General features: G+C 67.1%; 18 protein-coding genes. 14 read left to right on the top strand and 4 right to left on the bottom strand.

Features of this window, described 5'->3' with window-relative positions; genetic code table 11:
* Positions 1–79: 79 nt before the first annotated feature.
* The 5 genes from U4Y88_RS14310 (at position 80) to U4Y88_RS14290 (ending at position 4899) form a co-directional block, all read left to right on the top strand.
* Positions 80–1363 carry an MFS transporter gene (locus U4Y88_RS14310; protein ID WP_224007958.1) on the top strand — a complete coding sequence of 428 codons (1284 nt, stop codon included), beginning with the start codon at positions 80–82 and terminating at the stop codon, positions 1361–1363.
* Between the two features lie 102 nt (positions 1364–1465).
* Positions 1466–2431: an NAD(P)-dependent oxidoreductase gene (locus U4Y88_RS14305; protein WP_224007961.1), complete on the top strand. Its 966-nt coding sequence runs from the start codon at positions 1466–1468 to the stop codon at positions 2429–2431.
* Complete coding sequence (locus U4Y88_RS14300) at positions 2428–3513, top strand: substrate-binding domain-containing protein (RefSeq protein WP_321784666.1); 1086 nt, start codon at positions 2428–2430, stop codon at positions 3511–3513. The genes U4Y88_RS14305 and U4Y88_RS14300 overlap by 4 nt, the downstream gene beginning before the upstream one ends.
* 158 nt (positions 3514–3671) lie before the next feature.
* Positions 3672–4478: a YhfC family intramembrane metalloprotease gene (locus U4Y88_RS14295; RefSeq protein WP_321784664.1), complete on the top strand. Its 807-nt coding sequence runs from the start codon at positions 3672–3674 to the stop codon at positions 4476–4478.
* 55 nt (positions 4479–4533) lie between these two features.
* Positions 4534–4899: a DUF3022 domain-containing protein gene (locus U4Y88_RS14290; RefSeq protein WP_065064718.1), complete on the top strand. Its 366-nt coding sequence runs from the start codon at positions 4534–4536 to the stop codon at positions 4897–4899.
* Between the two features lie 107 nt (positions 4900–5006).
* On the opposite strand, the gene U4Y88_RS14285 is transcribed toward U4Y88_RS14290, so the two are convergent.
* Together U4Y88_RS14285 and U4Y88_RS14280 are read right to left on the bottom strand one after the other, a co-directional pair.
* Positions 5007–5441: a PGDYG domain-containing protein gene (locus U4Y88_RS14285; RefSeq protein WP_321784662.1), complete on the bottom strand. Its 435-nt coding sequence runs from the start codon at positions 5439–5441 to the stop codon at positions 5007–5009.
* A 186-nt stretch (positions 5442–5627) separates the two neighbouring features.
* Entirely contained in the window at positions 5628–6176 is a 549-nt protein-coding gene (locus U4Y88_RS14280; protein ID WP_310634267.1) for a Spy/CpxP family protein refolding chaperone, read from the bottom strand.
* 301 nt (positions 6177–6477) lie between these two features.
* Between U4Y88_RS14280 and U4Y88_RS14275 the strand changes: the two genes are divergently transcribed.
* Together U4Y88_RS14275 and U4Y88_RS14270 are read left to right on the top strand one after the other, a co-directional pair.
* Positions 6478–6942 (top strand): Lrp/AsnC family transcriptional regulator, encoded by a 465-nt coding sequence (locus U4Y88_RS14275; RefSeq protein WP_224007976.1) that lies wholly within the window; start codon positions 6478–6480, stop codon positions 6940–6942.
* A gap of 242 nt (positions 6943–7184) precedes the next feature.
* A complete protein-coding gene (locus U4Y88_RS14270; RefSeq protein WP_321784660.1) occupies positions 7185–8291 on the top strand; it encodes a saccharopine dehydrogenase family protein in 1107 nt (368 codons plus the stop codon).
* 50 nt (positions 8292–8341) lie between these two features.
* Here the strand turns inward: U4Y88_RS14270 and U4Y88_RS14265 are convergent, their stop codons facing one another.
* Both U4Y88_RS14265 and cydX read right to left on the bottom strand, forming a co-directional pair.
* Complete coding sequence (locus U4Y88_RS14265) at positions 8342–8932, bottom strand: ATP-binding protein (protein WP_321784658.1); 591 nt, start codon at positions 8930–8932, stop codon at positions 8342–8344.
* Positions 8929–9117: a cytochrome bd-I oxidase subunit CydX gene (gene cydX, locus U4Y88_RS37755; RefSeq protein WP_415774447.1), complete on the bottom strand. Its 189-nt coding sequence runs from the start codon at positions 9115–9117 to the stop codon at positions 8929–8931. The genes U4Y88_RS14265 and cydX overlap by 4 nt, the downstream gene beginning before the upstream one ends.
* Before the next feature lie 231 nt (positions 9118–9348).
* Between cydX and U4Y88_RS14255 the strand changes: the two genes are divergently transcribed.
* The 7 genes from U4Y88_RS14255 (at position 9349) to rbsK (ending at position 17668) form a co-directional block, all read left to right on the top strand.
* On the top strand, positions 9349–9834 hold the full coding sequence (locus tag U4Y88_RS14255; protein WP_321784656.1) for a hypothetical protein: 486 nt from the start codon (positions 9349–9351) through the stop codon (positions 9832–9834).
* A 243-nt stretch (positions 9835–10077) separates the two neighbouring features.
* Positions 10078–11055, top strand: a complete 978-nt coding sequence (gene corA / locus U4Y88_RS14250) for a magnesium/cobalt transporter CorA (protein WP_224007987.1) — start codon at positions 10078–10080, stop codon at positions 11053–11055.
* A gap of 143 nt (positions 11056–11198) precedes the next feature.
* Entirely contained in the window at positions 11199–12155 is a 957-nt protein-coding gene (locus U4Y88_RS14245) for a sugar ABC transporter substrate-binding protein (RefSeq protein WP_321784654.1), read from the top strand.
* Positions 12156–12557: 402 nt separating this feature from the next.
* On the top strand, positions 12558–14288 hold the full coding sequence (locus U4Y88_RS14240; protein ID WP_321784652.1) for a sugar ABC transporter ATP-binding protein: 1731 nt from the start codon (positions 12558–12560) through the stop codon (positions 14286–14288).
* Entirely contained in the window at positions 14285–15301 is a 1017-nt protein-coding gene (locus U4Y88_RS14235) for an ABC transporter permease (protein ID WP_224007996.1), read from the top strand. Before U4Y88_RS14240 ends, U4Y88_RS14235 begins: the two co-directional genes overlap by 4 nt.
* 294 nt (positions 15302–15595) lie before the next feature.
* On the top strand, positions 15596–16636 hold the full coding sequence (locus U4Y88_RS14230; protein ID WP_224007998.1) for a LacI family DNA-binding transcriptional regulator: 1041 nt from the start codon (positions 15596–15598) through the stop codon (positions 16634–16636).
* 60 nt (positions 16637–16696) lie between these two features.
* Positions 16697–17668, top strand: coding sequence for a ribokinase (gene rbsK, locus U4Y88_RS14225; RefSeq protein ID WP_415774441.1), 972 nt, complete (start codon positions 16697–16699; stop codon positions 17666–17668).
* Positions 17669–17837: the final 169 nt, after the last annotated feature.

The raw sequence follows: 17837 nt of genomic DNA, 5'->3' as shown, positions 1-17837 counted from the left end.
ACCGCGCTCGGCATCCATCAGCCATGCATGGGACCGCACGAGGCGCACTCGCGCCCGATGCGATCAACAGGAGACATCGATGACCTCAACCTCGCTTGCACCGCGCCGCTGGTGGGCGATCATGCCGATCGTATTCATCACGTACAGCCTCGCGTATCTCGACCGCGCGAACTACGGCTTCGCGTCGGCGGCCGGCATCAATCGCGATCTGGGCATCAGCCCGGCGCTCTCGTCGCTGATCGGCGCGCTGTTCTTTCTCGGCTACTTCTTCTTCCAGATTCCGGGCGCGGTCTACGCCGAACGCCGCAGCGTGCGCAAGCTCGTGTTCGTGAGTCTCGTGCTGTGGGGCGGCTGCGCGGCGCTCACGGGCGTGGTCTCCAACATTCCCTCGCTGATGGCGATCCGCTTCGTGCTCGGCGTGGTCGAGGCCGCGGTGATGCCCGCGATGCTCATCTACATCAGCAACTGGTTCACCCGCAGCGAACGCTCGCGCGCGAACACCTTTCTGATTCTCGGCAATCCGGTCACGGTGCTGTGGATGTCGGTGGTCTCGGGCTATCTCGTGCATGCGTTCGGCTGGCGCCACATGTTCATCGCGGAGGGCGTGCCCGCCGTGGTCTGGGCCGTGTGCTGGTGGCTGCTCGTGCGCGACAAACCCGCCCAGGTGACGTGGCTCTCGAACGACGAAAAACGCGCGCTCGACGCCGCCTTCCGCGCCGAACAGGCCGCCATCAAGCCGGTCAAGAATTACGCCGAAGCGTTCCGCACGCCCGCCGTCATGCTGCTTTCGGCGCAGTATTTCTGCTGGAGCATCGGCGTGTATGGTTTCGTGCTGTGGCTGCCGTCGATCGTGAAGAACGGCTCGTCGCTCGGCATGGTCGAAACGGGCTGGCTCTCGGCATTGCCGTATCTCGCTGCTACCATCGCGATGCTCGCCGCTTCGTGGGCGTCCGACAAGCTCAACAATCGCCGCGCCTTCGTGTGGCCGTTCCTGCTGGTGGGCGCGCTGGCGTTCGCGCTCTCCTATGCGCTCGGCTCGACGCACTTCTGGTTCTCGTACGCGCTGCTGGTCGTGGCGGGCGCCGCGATGTACGCGCCGTATGGCCCGTTCTTCGCGATCGTGCCGGAACTGCTGCCGAAGAACGTCTCGGGCGGCGCGATGGCGCTGATCAACAGCATGGGCGCGCTCGGCTCGTTCGTGGGCTCGTACGTGGTCGGCTATCTGAATGGCGCGACGGGCTCGCCTGCGGCATCCTATGCGTTCATGAGCGTGGCGCTGGTGGTCGCGGTGGGCCTCACGCTCGCCGTCAAGCCGCAGCGCGACGACGCGGGTGGCTATGCCGCGCCGCTGCATGGAAAATAACGCTTTCGTGATCATCGCGACGATGTCCGCACGGGCGGCCATCGCCGTTATCACCGTCACACCGTCCTGACCGCATTGAAGCCTTCGAGAGATAGCGCACTTATGAAGCAAAAAATCGTTGCCTACAAAGCCCTGCCCGACGACGTCACCGCGTATCTGCGCGAGCACGCCGAAGTCGAATTCGTCGACGGCAACAACGCCGAAGCGCTCGCCGCCGCGCTCAAGGACGCCGACGGCGCGATCGGCGCGAGCGTCAAGGTGACGCCCGCGATGCTCGACGGCACGCGCATCAAGGCGCTCTCGACGATTTCCGTGGGCTTCGACCAGTTCGACGTGGCCGATCTCACGCGACGCGGCATCGTGCTCGCGCACACGCCCGACGTGCTGACCGAATCGACCGCCGACACCGTGTTCTCGCTGATCCTCGCGAGCGCGCGCCGCGTGGTCGAACTGGCCGACTGGGTGAAGGCGGGCCACTGGAAGGCCAGCATCGGCGCGCCGCAATTCGGCGTGGACGTGCAGGGCAAGACGCTCGGCATCGTCGGGCTCGGACGCATTGGCGGCGCGGTCGCGCGTCGTGCGGCGCTGGGTTTCAACATGAACGTGCTCTACACCAACCGCAGCCCGAACGAGACGGCCGAACGCGAGTATGGCGCGCGCCGCGTCGAGCTGGACACGCTGCTCGCCGAGTCGGATTTCGTCTGCCTGCAAGTGCCGCTCACCGACGCCACGCGCCACATGATCGGCGCGGAGCAGTTCCGCAAGATGAAGAAAAGCGCGATCCTGATCAACGCCTCGCGCGGCGCGACCGTCGACGAAGCGGCGCTGATCGCCGCACTCGAAGCGGGCACGATCCACGGCGCGGGCCTCGACGTGTTCGAGCAGGAACCGATCGATCCGGCTTCGCCGCTGCTGCGCATGCCGAATGTGGTGGCGCTGCCGCATATCGGCTCGGCCACGCACGAAACGCGTCATGCGATGGCGCGCAACGCCGCCGAAAACCTCGTCGGTGCACTGGCGGGCACGCTGCGCAACAACATCGTCAATCGCGAGGTGCTCGCGCGATGAGCATCGGCGCGGGTGAGCCGCATCAGGACGCTCAGGGTGACGCTCAAGCCGGCGCGCCGCGCCGCGCGACGATCAGCGATGTCGCGCGCGAGGCGGGCACCGGCAAGACCAGCATCTCGCGCTATCTGAACGGCGAGTTGTCGGTGCTGTCGCCCGATCTGCGCGCGCGCATCGAAGCGGCCATCGAGCGCCTCGACTATCGGCCCAACCAGATGGCGCGCGGCCTCAAGCGCGGCCGCAACCGTCTGCTCGGGCTGCTGCTCGCCGACCTCGCCAATCCGTATTCGGTCGAAGTGCTGCAAGGCGTGGAGTCGGCGTGTCACGCGCTCGGCTATATGCCGCTGATCTGCCACGCCGCCAACGAAGTCGACATGGAGCGGCGCTATCTGCAACTGCTCACGACGTATCGCGTGGAAGGCGTGATCGTGAACGCGCTCGGCGTGCGCGAGTCGATGCTCAAGCCGGTCGGCAGCGGCGGCATTCCGGCCGTGCTGGTGGACCGCACCGTCGACGGTCTGGACGCCGATGTGGTCGGGCTCGACAACGCGGCGGCCGTGAGGCTCGGCGTCGAGCATCTGCTCGAACGCGGCTACGACGATCTCGTGTTCGTGGTGCAGCCGTTCGAGCACGTGAGTTCGCGGCGCGAGCGCGAAGCGGCGTTTCGCCACGCGACGCAGGCAGCGCGCCAGGACGGATTGCGGCACGCGACGCATGTGCTCGATCTGCGCGAGGAGGACACCGTCGCGCCCGCACTCGAAGCGCTCGACGCGCATCTGGCCGAGGCCGCGAAGCGCGGCGCGCGCTGCGCGCTGTTCGCGGCGAACGCGCCGGTCGCGCTGCGCCTCGCGCTGCATCTGAAGGCGCGCTTCGGCGCCCAATGGCCGCAGCAAGTCGGGCTGATCGCCATCGACGACCCCGAATGGGCCGAACTCGCCGGCATCACGACGATCCGCCAGCCGACGCGCGAGATCGGTTATCGCGCCGTCGAATTCCTGCACGAGCGCATCGAAGGCGCGGCGCCCGCCGCGCGCGCGGCGGCGTTCCCCGGCGAACTCGTCGTGCGGGCCTCGACGCTCGGCTGAATCCGCCCGGCTGAACCGCCGCACCGTGCAGACAGCGGGGCGCGCGGCGTGACGTGACACAGCGCGGGGCCGCAGCCGGGGCTGCGCGAGCCGCCCGATATCTGCGATGATTCGGGCTGCGGCGCGCGCCCGGCGCGCCGGATGTCACAAGGAACCCCATGCACGTAGATCCGGTCACGCTCGTCTGCCTGTCGCTCGCCACGCTGTTCGTCGCCGTTTTGCCCATTTCCGTCTATCGCCGGCTGCGCAAACCGTTCCGATTCGACTGGCGCGACACCATCACCGGCGTCGCGGTGTTCGCGTTTTTCGCGACCGTGCTCGAACGCGGCCTCAACGACTTCGTGCTGCATCAGAACCCGGCCACGGCGCAGCTGCTCACCAGTCCGATCGCTTTCGTGCTGTACGGCGCGCTCGCGGCCGGCGTCTGCGAGGAAGTGGGGCGCTACGTCGCGATGCGCCTGCTCGCGCGGCGCGGCGGCCGTCTGCCCAACACGCCCGTCGACAGTACGGGCCTTGCCTACGGCATCGGCCACGGCGGCGCGGAAGCGTGGTTCGTCGGCGTGCTCGTGCAGCTGCAGTGGATCTTCTTCGCGGTGCTCGCGAACCGGGGCGAGCTCGACTCGCATCTGAGCAATCTGACGATGGATTCGGTGCTGCGCGTGCATATGGTGCTCGCCACGCTGTCGCCGCTCCAGGCCGGCATTTTCGCGCTCGAACGCACGTCGGCGTTCGTGTTTCAGATCGGTCTGTCGGTGCTGATGTGGCGCGGCGTGCAGGCGGGGCGCAAGTCGATCCTGCCGCTCGCGATCGTGCTGCACGCGCTGATCGACGTGCCCGCGGCGATGTTCCAGGCGCGTCTCGTGCCGCTCGTCGCCGTGGATGCGCTCTATGCGTTCGTGGCGGTCGCGGTGGCCGTCGTGCTGTTCCGCCGCTGCGCGCCGGGACGTCCCGCGCGCGCGGTCTGATCCGCGGTCTGCTAGAGTCCTGCACCGCAGCGCTTTTTCACTTTATTGGCCAGCGATGGAAGACTATCTGTTTGAATGCGCGAGTCCCGATTTCGAGGAACTCGCGCGCGTGATCGCCGATCTGTTCCCCGAGCAGACGCGCTTTAGCGAGCAGCCAGCCGACAACGGCGCGCCGCTGCTCGTCGTGCATTGGGTGGCGATGCGCATGGGCGCCGCCGCGCGCCGCATGACGCTCTCGGTTGCCATCGCGCCCGCCGCGCTCGCGCGTTACCGGGCGCTGCCGCCGCGTTTGCGCGGACGCAGCTTCGCGGTGCTGCGCGCCTACGTGGAAGCGACCATCGGCTCGCTCGAGGAGCAGCACGCGAAGGGCGAGGAAACGCCGCGCGACGTGACGCTCGCGCTGGACGAAGAGTTTGCTTGAGGGAGCGGGCGCCGGGGTTCCGGCGCCGCTTTGCGATGCGTCGATGCTGGGCGCGTCGGGCGACGCGCCCAGTTAGCCGATCAGCTAGCCGATCGGTTCGCCAACGCTCAGTCGGCCAGTCGATAGACCTTCGCGAAACGCGCAGCCTTCACGACGCCGTAATCGCCGGGCGCATATTGCATGACCCAGTCGCCGGCCGCGCCGGTGAGGCGGTCGCCGCCCGCCGAGCGCACGATGGTGAACGGCTCGTCGATCCGTTTGGCAAGCACCACCGACGGACGGTTGCGGTACGCGCCGGCCATGCCGTGCGCGAGCGCAGCGTCGGCGGGCAGATATTTCGGATCGAAGCGGTCGCGCGAAACGACCCAGCGTTCGCCGGTCGCGCCGGTGATGATCGCGTCGCCTTGCGCGTAGCGATTCGGGCCTTCGAGGCTCATCAGCTCGCCAGGCGCGGCGGCGAATTCGACCGTGACGGTTTCGTCCTTGACGACGCGTTGCGCGGCGGAATCGGCGGCGAGGTCGAGGTGGTTCAGTTCGATCATGGTGGCGGCAGGCGCAAAAAGCAGAGAGAGCGGAAAACGACAGCCTGAAATATAGGCGAAAAATCCGCCCGGAAATGCAGGAAGGCCGGGCATGATGCCCGGCCTTCGCGTGTTCCGCAAGGCTTCGTCGCGGTCGAGCCGGAAGGGTGAACCTCGACTCGATCTCAGCGAAGCCTCAGGCGAACCTTATTCGGCCGCCGGCGCGCTCGCGGCTTCCGCGCCGCTGGCTGCCGCTGCCGGCGCCTTCGACTTCGGCTTGCCCTTGTGCTTGCCGTGTGCCGGACCCTTCGCGCCCGGCGTCGGGCCGTGATGACGGAAGGTGGTGTCGGCGAGCTTCTTCTGTTCCGGCGAGAGGCTGGTGTAGAGCGGCTCGAAGGCCGTCACGAGCTTCTGCATGTCGTCGGCGTGCGCCTGGCTGATCTGCGCGTACTGCTTCATGTCGTCGAGCGCGTTACGCGACGTTTCGCTGTCCGCGCGCTGCTTGTACAGCGTGGCCATGGTCTCGCCGTTGCCGCGCATCGTGTCGGCGAACGCCTTCCATTGCGGCTCCTGCTCGGGCGTGATCTTCAGCGCCGAGTGCAGGTAAGCGATGCGCTCTTCCACGCGTTGCTGATGTTGCGCGGCGCGCACGTCGGCACCCGACGCCGCTGCGGCCACAGGCGTGGACGCAGCAGTTTGCGCGAACGCACCGCTCATGGAGAGCGTCGCGGCCAGGATGACGAAAGCTTTCTTCATTCTTGCTCCTTGAATCTTCATTTCGTAGCGAGTAGGCGCGTAATCCAGCCAGGCGCGCGAGGCGCGAGGCCGGGTTGGCAGGCGATATTAGTACCACGTTATCGCGTTAAAGCGGCTGCGATGCGACAACTGCTTACAAACGAAACGCTCCGAAATACCCTGAAATACGCGCTTTGCGTCCCGCTTCGCACGTCACGTTGCGTGTCTGGACGTGACGCATGTTGTTTTCGCATGGGCGGCTGCGCGCGCGATAATGGCCTGATCTTCTTAACGTTTCTTCACACAGAGAGCCGCTTCCTCGATGAGACCGCCGCGCCTCGATCAACTCGACGACCTCGACCGCAGCCTCGTCGCGCTGCTGCAGGAAAACGCGCGCGAAAGCGTGGCCAATCTCGCGCGTCAGCTCGGCGTCGCGCGCACCACGGTGCTCGCGCGCATCGCGCGGCTCGAACGCACGCAGGTGATCGCGGGCTATGGCGTGCGGCTCGGTCAGGACGTGCTCGACGCGAGCCTGCAGGCGTGGGTCGGCCTGATCATCGCGCCGCGTCACGGGCCCGACGTGCAGAAGCGGCTCGGCAAGATGCCCGAGGTGCAGTTGCTCTGCGCGGTGAGCGGCGAATACGACTACGTGGCCTGGCTGCGCGCCGATTCGCCCGATCGTCTGAACGATCTGCTCGACCAGATCGGCGGCATGCAGGGCGTGGAGCGCACGACCACGTCGATCGTGCTCGCGCGCAAGATCGATCGCGGCACGGTGATGGGCTGAGCGCTGCCAGTTGAGCGCTGCCGCAAGCCAGGCAAGGCCGCGCAAGGCCCCTTTGCTGCGGCGCGTTTTTACGCTGGTTTTACGCTTTTTCGTCATTTCGACGAAAACCATCGTCGAAATGACGAAAGTCGACGTCAAAGCGCATCATTTTGCGCCTATCAACTGATTTTGCACCGCCCTAGACTGTCTTCGAGCGGGCGCGCCAAGCCCACCGATCACAGAACATCAAAAGGAGAGGCGAGATGAAAGTCGCGATTGCAGGCGCCGGCCTGATTGGCCAGACCATTGCTCACATGCTGCGCGAAACCGGCGACTACGAAGTGGCCGCGCTCGACCGCGACGCACGCGCGCTCGACGCGCTCACGGCGCAGGGCATTCCCACCGTGCGCGCCGATTCCGGCGATGCCGCCGCGCTGCGCGGCGCGCTCGAAGGCTACGACGTGCTGATCAACGCGCTGCCGTATTACCTCGCCGTGAACGTCGCGTCGGCGGCCAAAGGCGCGGGCGTGCATTACTTCGATCTGACCGAGGACGTGCGCGCCACCCACGCGATCCGCGCGCTCGCCGAAGGCGCCGATCACGCCTTCATGCCGCAATGCGGTCTCGCGCCGGGCTTCATCGGCATCGCGGCGCACGCGCTCGCGAGCCGCTTCAGCGAGATCCGCGAAGTGAAAATGCGCGTGGGCGCGCTGCCGCAGTTTCCGACCAATGCGCTCAAATACAACCTCACGTGGAGCGTCGACGGTCTCATCAACGAGTATTGCCAGCCTTGCGAAGCGATTCGCGACAGCCGCACGCAATGGGTGCAGCCGCTCGAAGGCCTCGAACATTTTTCGCTCGACGGCGTGGAGTACGAGGCGTTCAACACCTCGGGCGGACTCGGCACGCTGTGCGAGACGCTGTCGGGCCGCGTGGAGTCGCTCGACTACAAGTCGGTGCGCTATCCGGGGCATCGCGCGCTGATGCAGTTCCTGCTCGAAGATCTGCGCCTGTCGGGCGACCGCGACACGCTCAAGTCGATCATGCGCCGCGCGATTCCGTCGACCGAGCAGGACGTCGTGCTGATCTTCATGACCGTCACGGGCATGCGCAACGGTCAGCTCGTGCAGGAAGTCTTCACGCGCAAGATCTTCGCGAAGACCGTCTGCGGCATGCCGATGAGCGCGATCCAGATCACCACGGCTGGGTCGATGTGCGCGGTGCTCGATCTGTTCCGCGAAAAGCGTCTGCCGCAGGCGGGCTTCGTGCGTCAGGAGCAGGTCTCGCTGCCGGAATTTCTCGCCAACCGCTTCGGCCAGGTGTACGAGGGCGCGACGCTCGATGCGCGCGCGCCGGTGGCCGTCGTATAAGGTCGATTGAGCTTGATTGAGGTTGCGGCGGCCGTGGCGATTGCGTTCGCTCAGTCCTCGGCCGCCGTCACGAGGCGCTGCAAGAGCGCGTCGTAGTCCGCCTCGGCGGGCGAAGTGGTATCGAACACAATGAGCGCGTCGAGCGCCGCGCCTTCCGGCTCGATACGGCGCTGCCGGTAGTCGTCCCAGTGCGCGAGCTTGTAGGCGTCATCGGGATGGGCGCGCGCCACGATGCGGCGCTGCGCGGTGGCTTCGTCGCAGCGCACCCAGACCGCCGCCACCTTCACCTCCGCCTCTACACCCAGCCACGCACGATCGGTGAGACGCCGCTCACGCGCCTCGCGCGACAACGGCGCGACCACCAGCACGCTCACGCCCAGCGCGAGATTTTCGCGCGCGGTGTCGAGCAAGCCCTGGTATTCGGGATCGCGCAGATGGTGGAGAAACAGCGGACTGTCGCGGTCATGCGGGTCCTGACCGAGCGCGGTGAGCGTCGCGGCGCTCGTGCGGCCGTAGAGCGTGTCCTTGTCGAGCAGACAGAACGGTTCGCCCGTCGCGCGCGCGAGCGGGCCGATCAAACGTTTGGCGAGCGAGGTTTTACCGGTGCCGGCGTGACCGCAAAAAATCACCAGACGCGTCACGAACGGTCATCCCGTGCTGCCGATGGGCGGGCGTCGGCCGCGTCTGCGCCAGAGGGCGCTCCGCCAGAAGGCGCTCCGTTTGCGTGCCGCTCGAAGAACTTGCCGTTCGCGTCGAGCCACATCACGTTGATGATGCCGAAGCCGAGCGCCACGCCGATGCCGAGTATCCACGTGAAATACCACATCGCTTGCATCCTCCTGATGGCTTGATCGACGCGACTTTCCGGCCGTCGTGCAGGCGGCCCCGCAAATTTCGCGACAGCATACCCCATCGCCGCGCGCCTCGCGTCCCCGCCCGTATATCATGGGGCCGGACAGGGCATCGCACATCACGGAAATCACGAAAGCGGCCGACGCGCCGCTCACGCATAACAGTCAGAACAGACGAGGGGAGAGCGTCCATGCGAGCGGGCTTGATGAGCGGCTGGCCGTGGCGGGATAACGGACAGAGAAGCAGGCAGAGAAGCGGACAGGACAGGCGACTGGCATCGTTCGCCGCCGTATGCTGCATTGCCGCGAGCCTCGCGCTTGTCGGCTGCGCCGAGGAACGCGCGGCGGCCCCACCGCTCAAGCCGGTCCCGGCCGAGCGCATCGTCAAGCCCGGCTATACCGCGCCCGGCGAGGGCCTCGTGGCCGTGGACGTGCGCCGCGAGCGCACCGGCAACGTGATCGTCAAATTCCGCGACGCGCCCGTTTATGTCGACGGCGAGCGGGTCACCGACCTGATGGACGGCGAGCACGTCACGTTCTACCTGAAACCCGGCGCGCACCGCATCGGCGTGACGACGCAGTTCGATCCGGTCGTCGAGCTGAGTTTTCTCGTCGATGGGCGCTATACGAACTTCGCCAGCGTAACGTTCGACAAGGATCACCGGATCGGCATCCGGCGCGTGCCGCATTGAGCGGCAGCACAGAGCGGCAGCACTGAGCGGGCCGTGGCGCGCCGTGCGATGGCGCGCGCCCAGGACGCTTTCGGGCGCGTTTGCCGTGCCGCACAACGCCCTCGGCGGCCGGGTGCGGAACCTGCGGGCCAGCGGCCAGGTCGATCCAGCGCTTAAACTTGGCGATCCGCTTCAACGTTTTCACTTCAGGACAGGCGGCCTGCAAAGCTTTCATTTTTCGCACGCCGCCGGGAAGAACACGACATGCTCATCAATTGCGCCGCGTATCAGGGCGGCAAGAAACTGGCCGACATCGAAGTCGACGCCATCAGCGACTATCTGCAAAGACCGGAATGCTTCGTCTGGGTCGCGCTCAAGGACCCCGACGCGGGCGAGATGGCCGCGATGCAGGAGGAGTTCGGGCTGCACGTGCTCGCCATCGAGGACGTGATGAACGGCAACCAGCGCCCCAAGATCGAGGAATACGGCGAGACGCTCTTTGCGGTGTTCCACACCATCGAGCTCGACGGCGACAGCGAACTGGTGACCGGCCAGGTCAACGTGTTCGCGGGCAAGAACTTCGTGCTCTCGGTGCGTCATCGCGCGCAGAAGGGCTTTACGGACGTGCGCGCGCGCTGCGAGCGCGAGCCCGAGCTGCTCAGCGAAGGATCGGGCTTCGTGCTCTACGCGCTGATGGACAGCGTGGTCGACCGCTACCTGCCGGTGCTCGAATCGCTCGCCGGCGAGATCGAGGAACTCGAAGACCGCATCTTCGAGAAGCACAATCTCGCGGCGTCGCGCGCCATCATCGAGGATCTCTATTCGCTCAAGCGCCGCTTCGTGATCTTCCAGCATCACGTCACGCCGCTGCTCGACGCCGTGGGCAAGCTGATCGGCGGGCGCATTCCGCAGATCTGCGCGGGCATGCAGGCGTATTATCGCGACGTGTACGACCACCTCGTGCGCCTCTCCAACACGATCGACGCGCGCCGCGAAATGATCGTCACGGCGATCCAGGTGAATCTCGGCATGATCTCGCTCGCCGAGAACGAGGTGACCAAGCGGCTCGGCTCGTTCGCCGCGCTGTTCGCGGTGCCGACCATGATTGCGGGTATCTACGGGATGAACTTCGAACACATTCCCGAGCTACATTACAAATACGGCTACGAAACCTGTCTGGCCGTGATGGCCGGCATCGACATCCTGCTGTACTTCCTGTTCCGCCGCGGCGGCTGGCTTTGATGGGCTGAGAGCCCGGCGCACGCCGCCCGTCCGTCTCATCGAGAAGCGCGGGCATCCCGCCCGTGATGTCGGGATGCTTGCAAACGTTTGCGCATAACCAGAAATACGGCCCGCACCGGGCCAGACAACCGGAGACACAAACGATGAACTTCCGCATCCGCCGCCGCGTGCTGTGCACCGCCGTCGCCCTCGCCACTGTCGCGGCCGCACCGCTGGCTGCCCATGCGCAGGCGGCGGGCCACAAGCCCAAGGTCGCGCTCGTCATGAAGTCGCTCGCCAACGAGTTCTTCCTGACCATGGAAACCGGCGCGAAGGACTACCAGAAGCACAACGCCGCCACGTTCGACCTCATCACCAACGGCATCAAGAACGAGACCGACACGGCCGCGCAAATCCAGATCGTCGAGCAGATGATCGTCTCGAAGGTCGACGCCATCGTGCTCGCGCCCGCCGATTCGAAAGCGCTCGTGCCGGTCGTGAAGAAGGCCGTGGACGCGGGCATCATCGTCGTCAACATTGACAACCGGCTCGATCCCGACGTGCTCAAGTCCAAGGACCTGAACGTGCCGTTCGTCGGGCCCGACAACCGCAAGGGCGCGCGCCTCGTCGGCGACTATCTCGCGAAGAAGCTCAAGGCGGGCGATCAGGTGGGCATCGTGGAAGGCGTCTCGACCACCACCAACGCGCAGCAGCGCACGGCGGGCTTCAAGGACGCGATGGACGCGCTCGGCGCGAAGATCGTCTCGACCCAGTCGGGCGAGTGGGAAATCGACAAGGGCAATGCGGTGGCCTCGGCCATGCTCAACGAGTATCCGAACCTGAAGGCGCTGCTCTGCGGCAACGACAACATGGCGATCGGCGCGGTGTCGGCCGTGCGCGCCGCAGGGAAGCAGGGCAAGGTCTACGTGGTCGGCTACGACAACATCGACGCCATCAAGCCGATGCTCAAGGACGGCCGCGTGCTCGCCACCGCCGACCAGTACGCGGCCAAGCAGGCCGTGTTCGGCATCGATACCGCGCTCAAGGCGATCAAGGAGCACAAGAAGCAGTCCGAGCTCTCGGGCGTGGTCGAAACGCCGGTGGTGCTCGTCACGAATTAAGCGCCGCGCAGTCGGCCGCCGTGCATCGCGCGCCCACACCGTATGCATGCCGAATCGTCGGCGGGCGCGCAGTGCATACGGGATGCATAGGGATTGCATAAGGATTGCGCAGCGCGGCGCGCGAGCGGCCTTTCTTCATACTTTTCGTGCAATCAACGCTCAAGAAAGCCGCCGCGCCGCCGTTATTTCGTCGGTGATGGGCGCGTGTGCATCCGGGCGGCGAACTGTCTCCCTGGGGCACGCGTTTGGCACCCGTTTGCGGGCGTCGCCTGACGATGCCGGGCCCGCCGCCCGGCGTCGCAACCGCTGGAACGTCCGGGTCGCAACCGTCCGGGCGCTCAGGTGGAACCACGAGGCGCGTCCGCGGATTGGGGCGGCGCGGCCCGCGACTACAGGATCGTGATGGATGCAATTGCCCCCGACGCACTACCGGTAGCCACGGCCGACGCCGCTGTGCTGACGGTCACGGGCGTCGGCAAGACCTACGAGCAGCCCGTGCTCGCCGACGTGAGCCTCGCGCTGCACGCCGGCGAAGTGCTCGCGCTCACAGGCGAGAACGGCGCCGGCAAAAGCACGCTCTCGAAAATCGTGGGCGGCCTCACCGCGCCGAGCGCCGGCGCAATGACGCTGCTCGGGCAGGCCTACGCGCCCGCGAGCCGCAACGACGCCGAGGCGCTCGGCGTGCGCATGGTGATGCAGGAGCTGAACCTGCTGCCGACGCTCTCGGTCGCGGAGAACCTGTTCCTGAACCGGCTGCCGCGTTCGCGCGGCTTCGGCGCGCTGAGCTGGACCGGCTGGATCGATCGCGCGCGGCTGCGCGAAGACGCGCGCGCCGCGATGGCCCAGGTCGGGCTGGAGGCGATCGACCCGGACACGCTCGTCGGCGAACTGGGCATCGGCCATCAGCAGCTCGTGGAGATCGCGCGCAACCTGATCGTCGACGAAGCGCAGGGCGGCGCGCCGCTGCGCGTGCTGATCCTCGACGAGCCGACGGCGATGCTCACGGGCCGCGAAGTCGAATTGCTGTTCGAGCAGATCGCGCGGCTCAAGGCGCGCGGCGTGGCGCTCGTCTATATCTCGCACCGGCTCGAGGAGCTGGAGCGTATCGCGCAGCGTGTGGCGGTGCTGCGCGACGGTCGTCTCGTGCGCGTGGACGCCATGGCGAACCTCACGCCCGAGCGCATCGTCGCGCTGATGGTGGGCCGCGAGCTGGGCGAGCAGATCGATCTGGGCGAGCGGCGCATCGGCGCGCCCTTGCTCAAGGTGAGCGGCCTGAGCCGCGCGAATGCCGTGCGCGACGTCTCGTTCGAGGTGCGCGCCGGTGAGATTTTCGGCGTGTCGGGGCTGATCGGCGCGGGCCGCACGGAGTTGATGCGCCTGATCTACGGCGCCGATCCGAAAGAGCGCGGCACGGTCGCGTTGACGGGCGCCGACGGCGGCGCGCCGCAGCCGGTGAAGATCGAGTCGCCCGTGGACGCGGTGCGTCACGGCATCGCGCTGATCACCGAGGACCGCAAGGGCGAAGGGCTCTTGCTGCCGCAGCCGGTGGCGGCCAATGTGTCGCTCGGCAACGTGGGCGCGGTGGCGCGTTACGGCATCGTGGACGCGGCGCGCGAAAACGCGCTCGCGCGCACGCAGATCGATGCGCTGCGCATCCGCACGGCCGGTCCTGGTCAGCCGGTCGGCGAGCTGTCGGGCGGCAACCAGCAGAAGGTCGTGATCGGCCGCTGGCTCGCGCGGCGCATCAACAGCGACGTGCGCGTGCTGCTGTTCGACGAGCCGACGCGCGGCATCGACGTGGGCGCGAAGTTCGACATCTATGCGCTGATGGGCGCGCTCGCGCGCGAAGGACGCGCGCTCGTGGTGGTGTCGAGCGATCTGCGCGAGCTGATGCTGATCTGCGACCGCATCGGCGTGATGTCGGCGGGCAAGATGACGGGGATTTTCGAGCGCGGCGCGTGGAGCCAGGACGCCTTGCTCGGCGCCGCCTTCGCGGGCTATCGCGCCGAGGACGCACTGCTGGCGGACGCGGCCGATCTGCCGGCGGCCGGGAGCGCAGAGACACAAGCTGCGGACGTGGCGCGAGATGCAGCACGAGACGCAGCACGAGACGCAGGAGGTAGCGCTTCATGACGAACGGACCGTTGCGCGAACCCGCAACGAATCAGGCCGCGCCGCAAGCCGCGAGCGGCAAGCCCGCGGGCACGCGATTCGGCTTCTCGAACTACCTCGGGCTGGCGCTCGCGCTGGTCGCGATGATCGTGCTGTTCTCGCTGTTGAGTTCGCACTTCCTGACCTACGATACGTTCAGTACGATCGCGAACCAGATTCCCGATCTCGTCGTGATGTCGGTGGGCATGACCTTCGTGCTGATCATCGCGGGCATCGATCTGTCCGTGGGTTCGGTGCTCGCGCTCGGCGCTTCGGTGGTGAGCGTGGCCTCGCTCAAGTGGGGGCTCGGCCCGCTGCCCGCCGCCGTGCTCGGCGTGCTGGCCGCGGCGGCCACGGGCACGCTCACGGGCGCGGTGACGGTGGGCTGGCGCATCCCGTCGTTCATCGTCTCGCTCGGCGTGCTGGAAGCCGCGCGCGGCTTCGCGTACCAGATGACGAATTCGCGCACGGCCTATATCGGCGACGCCTTCGATTTCCTCTCGAATCCGATCGCGTTCGGCATCTCGCCTGCGTTCCTGATCGCCGTCGCGGTCATGGTGATCGCGCAACTGGTGCTCACGCGCACGGTGTTCGGCCGCTATCTGATTGGTATCGGTACCAACGAGGAAGCGGTGCGGCTCGCGGGCGTCGATCCGCGGCCCTACAAGGTCATCGTGTTCGCGCTGATGGGCGCGCTGGCCGGGCTGGCGGCGCTGTTTCAGGTGTCGCGTCTCGAAGCCGCCGATCCGAACGCGGGCGTCGGCCTCGAATTGCAGGTGATCGCGGCCGTGGTGATCGGCGGCACGAGTTTGATGGGCGGGCGCGGTTCGGTGATCAGCACGTTCTTCGGTGTGTTGATCATCTCCGTGCTGGCGGCGGGTCTCGCGCAGATCGGCGCGAACGAGCCGACCAAACGCATCATCACCGGCGCGGTGATCGTGGTGGCAGTCGTGCTCGACACCTATCGCAGCCGGCGCGGCAAGCGCAAGGCGTGAGCGGCATAACAAGCAGAAAACAGCAGCAGACAGCAGCAAGCAGCAGCAAGCAGCAGCGAAGAACAAGCAGAAAAAAGCAGCACGAGAGAACCAGCAGCAACAGATGAAGCAATAAAGAAGCCGCAAGCGAACGCTGCGGGCGCAACGAAGCGCCACGCGGCGGCACGGACTGCGGCGACAAGAACGTATCGAGGGCGCGCCTGCGCATTGGACCAGCACGGGCGACGAGAGCAATCACCGCCGCCTGGCGGCAGCAGTAGCAAACGGCAGCACGAAGCAGGAGCAACATAAAAGATGGCGACGATCAAGGATGTGGCCGCAGTGGCGGGGGTGTCTTTCACGACGGTGTCGCATGTGGTGAACAATTCGCGTCCGGTGTCGGCGGACGTGCGGGCCAAGGTTGAGCGCGCGATACGCGATCTCAACTACGTGCCGTCGGCGGTCGCGCGCTCGCTCAAGGCGCGCTCGACCGCGACGATCGGGCTCGTCGTGCCGAACGGAACGAATCCGTATTTCGCGGAGCTGGCGCGCGGCGTGGAGGACGGCTGCGCGCAAAAGGGCTACTGCGTGTTCTTCTGCAATTCCGACGACGATCCCGTGAAGCAGCGCAACTATCTGCGCGTGCTGCAGGAAAAGCGTATCGACGGGCTGATCGTGGCCTCGGCGGGCGACGACGCGGTGCTCGCGGCGACGCTCGGCGACACGCGCGAGCCGATCGTCGTGGTCGACCGCAACATCGAGGGGCTCAACGCCGACCTCGTGCAGATCGATCACGAGCGCGGCGCGTGGCTCGCGACGCGCCATCTGATCGAACTCGGCCACGCGAACATCGGCTGCATCACCGGGCCGATCACGACGGCGGTCAGCGCGATGCGCATGCACGGCTTCCTGCGCGCGATGGCCGAACGCGGCATCGAGATCGCGCCGGGTGCGATCGTCGAGGCCGATTTTTCGGGCGCGGGCGGCTATCGCGCGGCGGCGCAGCTGTTCGATACGGTGCGCCCGAGCGCGATTTTCGCGGGCAACGACATGATGGGGATCGGCGCGCTGCGCGCCGCGGCGGAACGCGGTTTGCGGGTGCCGACCGACTGCTCGATCATCGGTTTCGACGATATCGAGCTGGGCAATTTCACGTGGCCGGCGCTGTCGACGGTCGGTCAGCCGGCGCGTTCGCTCGGCGAAATGGCGGCGCTCACGCTGATCGAGCGCATCGGCTCCGAGCCGCGCGAGCGCGACGGCGTGTCGGTGCTGCGCCGCGTGATCGCGCCGGAACTGATGCCGCGCGAATCGACGGCGCCGTGGTGCGCGCCGCATTCCGCATCGCTGGCGGCCTGACGCGGGACGTCGTCGCGACGTCCTCGCCGGAGCTGCCGCAATCGCTCTGGAGGGGACGCCGTGACGAACAAAACCCGCACGGACGCCGCGCACGCGGCGTCATCCGCAGCCACGACGACGGGACACGTGGCCGTGGTCGGCAGCCTCAACATGGATCTGGTGGCGCGCGCGCCGCGTCTGCCTCGCGCCGGTGAGACGCTGGCCGGCAGCGCGTTTGCCCAGGTGGCGGGCGGCAAGGGCGGCAACCAGGCGGTGGCCGCCGCGCGTCTGGGCGCGCACGTGGCGATGGTGGGCTGCGTGGGCGCCGACGCCAATGGCGAACTGCTGCGCGCCGGGCTGCTCGCGGAAGGCATCGACTGCGACGCGCTCGATACCTCGCCCGACGCGCCGACCGGCGTGGCGCTGATCGTCGTCGATGCGGCGAGCCAGAACGCCATCGTCATCGTCGCGGGCAGCAACGGGCAAGTCACGCCCGCGACGCTCGCCCGTCACGAAGCCGCGCTCGCGGCCGCCGACGTGGTGGTCTGCCAGCTCGAAACGCCCACCGACGCGGTGCGCGCCGCGCTCGCGAGCGCGCGCCGTCTCGGCAAGCTCACCATCCTCAATCCCGCGCCCGCCATCGGACCGCTGCCCGCCGACTGGCTGCCGCTCGTCGATTACCTCGTGCCCAACGAACTCGAAGCGGCCGCGCTCACGGGCCTGCCGATCGAGACACCCGCCGACGCCGCGCGCGCCGCTCAGGCGCTGCGCGACGCAGGTGCGCGCAACGTGCTCGTGACACTCGGCGCGCAGGGCGTCTGCGCGCTGCTTGGCGACGCCGCGCCCGAACATCGGCCCGCGCCGCGCGTCGCGGCCGTCGATACGACCGCCGCGGGCGACACCTTCATCGGTGCGCTGGCCGCCCGGCTCGCGTCCGGCGCTGATGCTGCCTCGGCGATCGAATTCGCCCTGCGCGCGGCCTCGATTTCGGTCACGCGCGCGGGCGCGCAGCCGTCGATTCCCACGCTTGCGGAAGTCGGTCTCGCACGTTGAACGGCGCGCCTTTTTGCCGGGCGTCTTGTGGTCCCGATTTTGTAAATTCGTGGCCCGCGGGTTTTTCCTAATCTTCATACCATATAACTATTTCAAGCTCTCCAAACGTTTGCCGTAAACGAAATTAGTGCAGTTATTCAAATTTCGGGGCGGATCCACCGTCTCACGG

It is taken from the genome of Paraburkholderia sp. J94 (assembly GCF_905220285.1).
GTDB classification, from domain to species: Bacteria; Pseudomonadota; Gammaproteobacteria; order Burkholderiales; family Burkholderiaceae; genus Paraburkholderia; species Paraburkholderia tropica_A.
This window is presented reverse-complemented; position numbering and strand designations above follow the sequence as displayed.

Bases quoted from the DNA above. Each gene is read 5' to 3' on its own strand.
- U4Y88_RS14300 (WP_321784666.1), top strand. From the start codon at position 2,428: ATGAGCATCGGCGCGGGTGAGCCGCATCAGGACGCTCAGGGTGACGCT.
- U4Y88_RS14295 (WP_321784664.1), top strand. From the start codon at position 3,672: ATGCACGTAGATCCGGTCACGCTCGTCTGCCTGTCGCTCGCCACGCTG.
- U4Y88_RS14290 (WP_065064718.1), top strand. From the start codon at position 4,534: ATGGAAGACTATCTGTTTGAATGCGCGAGTCCCGATTTCGAGGAACTC.
- U4Y88_RS14280 (WP_310634267.1), bottom strand. From the start codon at position 6,176: ATGAAGAAAGCTTTCGTCATCCTGGCCGCGACGCTCTCCATGAGCGGT.
- U4Y88_RS14275 (WP_224007976.1), top strand. From the start codon at position 6,478: ATGAGACCGCCGCGCCTCGATCAACTCGACGACCTCGACCGCAGCCTC.
- U4Y88_RS14305 (WP_224007961.1), top strand. From the start codon at position 1,466: ATGAAGCAAAAAATCGTTGCCTACAAAGCCCTGCCCGACGACGTCACC.
- U4Y88_RS14310 (WP_224007958.1), top strand. From the start codon at position 80: ATGACCTCAACCTCGCTTGCACCGCGCCGCTGGTGGGCGATCATGCCG.
- U4Y88_RS14230 (WP_224007998.1), top strand. From the start codon at position 15,596: ATGGCGACGATCAAGGATGTGGCCGCAGTGGCGGGGGTGTCTTTCACG.
- U4Y88_RS14245 (WP_321784654.1), top strand. From the start codon at position 11,199: ATGAACTTCCGCATCCGCCGCCGCGTGCTGTGCACCGCCGTCGCCCTC.
- U4Y88_RS14270 (WP_321784660.1), top strand. From the start codon at position 7,185: ATGAAAGTCGCGATTGCAGGCGCCGGCCTGATTGGCCAGACCATTGCT.
- U4Y88_RS14240 (WP_321784652.1), top strand. From the start codon at position 12,558: ATGGATGCAATTGCCCCCGACGCACTACCGGTAGCCACGGCCGACGCC.
- corA (WP_224007987.1), top strand. From the start codon at position 10,078: ATGCTCATCAATTGCGCCGCGTATCAGGGCGGCAAGAAACTGGCCGAC.
- U4Y88_RS14285 (WP_321784662.1), bottom strand. From the start codon at position 5,441: ATGATCGAACTGAACCACCTCGACCTCGCCGCCGATTCCGCCGCGCAA.
- U4Y88_RS14235 (WP_224007996.1), top strand. From the start codon at position 14,285: ATGACGAACGGACCGTTGCGCGAACCCGCAACGAATCAGGCCGCGCCG.
- cydX (WP_415774447.1), bottom strand. From the start codon at position 9,117: ATGTGGTATTTCACGTGGATACTCGGCATCGGCGTGGCGCTCGGCTTC.
- U4Y88_RS14255 (WP_321784656.1), top strand. From the start codon at position 9,349: ATGAGCGGCTGGCCGTGGCGGGATAACGGACAGAGAAGCAGGCAGAGA.